Source organism: Sinomicrobium oceani, from assembly GCF_900119185.1.
In the GTDB taxonomy this organism is placed as follows: Bacteria; Bacteroidota; Bacteroidia; order Flavobacteriales; family Flavobacteriaceae; genus Sinomicrobium; species Sinomicrobium oceani.
Map to the genome: position 1 here is coordinate 1 of NZ_FPJE01000054.1, position 1,592 is coordinate 1,592.

1 tRNA gene and 1 rRNA gene are annotated in these 1,592 nt (G+C 48.7%); both read right to left on the reverse strand.

The annotated features are described in order from the left end of the window. Position 1: 1 nt before the first annotated feature. Positions 2-75: transfer RNA gene (locus BT112_RS21415), tRNA-Ile, on the reverse strand. Between the two features lie 69 nt (positions 76-144). Beyond that, positions 145-1,592 (reverse strand): 16S ribosomal RNA (locus BT112_RS21420); the annotation flags it as partial.

A 1,592-nucleotide genomic window follows, 5' to 3' on the forward strand; every position in this document is an offset into this window, starting at 1 on the left:
GTAGTCTCGGGCAGGCTCGAACTGCCGACCTCTACATTATCAGTGTAGCGCTCTAACCAGCTGAGCTACGAGACTATTTTATTGACAGCTTTAAGCAAAATTATTCCTTTCCAATACATTCATAACTTTTACCTCATTCTCTAGAAAGGAGGTGTTCCAGCCGCACCTTCCGGTACGGCTACCTTGTTACGACTTAGCCCCAGTTACTAGTTTTACCCTAGGCAGCTCCTTACGGTCACCGACTTCAGGTACCCCCAGCTTCCATGGCTTGACGGGCGGTGTGTACAAGGCCCGGGAACGTATTCACCGGATCATGGCTGATATCCGATTACTAGCGATTCCAGCTTCACGGAGTCGAGTTGCAGACTCCGATCCGAACTGTGATCGGTTTTATAGATTCGCTCCTTATCACTAAGTGGCTGCTCTCTGTACCGACCATTGTAGCACGTGTGTAGCCCAAGACGTAAGGGCCGTGATGATTTGACGTCATCCCCACCTTCCTCACGGTTTGCACCGGCAGTCTGGCTAGAGTCCCCGACATGACTCGCTGGTAACTAACCACAGGGGTTGCGCTCGTTATAGGACTTAACCTGACACCTCACGGCACGAGCTGACGACAACCATGCAGCACCTTGTAATGTGTCCGAAGAAAAAACTGTTTCCAGTCCTGTCACACTACATTTAAGCCTTGGTAAGGTTCCTCGCGTATCATCGAATTAAACCACATGCTCCACCGCTTGTGCGGGCCCCCGTCAATTCCTTTGAGTTTCATTCTTGCGAACGTACTCCCCAGGTGGGATACTTATCACTTTCGCTTAGCCACTGAAACCGAAGTCCCAACAGCTAGTATCCATCGTTTACGGCGTGGACTACCAGGGTATCTAATCCTGTTCGCTACCCACGCTTTCGTCCATCAGCGTCAATAATGTGTTAGTGACCTGCCTTCGCAATCGGTATTCTATGTAATATCTATGCATTTCACCGCTACACTACATATTCTAATCACTTCACACACATTCAAGACTATCAGTATCAAAGGCAATTTTACCGTTGAGCGGCAAACTTTCACCCCTGACTTAATAGCCCGCCTACGGACCCTTTAAACCCAATGATTCCGGATAACGCTTGCATCCTCCGTATTACCGCGGCTGCTGGCACGGAGTTAGCCGATGCTTATTCGTATGATACCGTCATCAAGGTACACGTACCTCTTATTCTTCTCATACAAAAGCAGTTTACAACCCATAGGGCAGTCTTCCTGCACGCGGCATGGCTGGATCAGTCTTGCGACCATTGTCCAATATTCCTCACTGCTGCCTCCCGTAGGAGTCTGGTCCGTGTCTCAGTACCAGTGTGGGGGATCTCCCTCTCAGGACCCCTACCCATCGTTGCCTTGGTATGCCGTTACCATACCAACTAGCTAATGGGACGCATGCTCATCTTATGCCGATAAATCTTTAATATAAAATAGAGGCCTATTCTATATACTATGAGGTATTAATCCAAATTTCTTCGGGCTATCCCTCTGCATAAGGTAGATTGCATACGCGTTACGCACCCGTGCGCCGGTCTCTAAATAGCAAGCTATTTAT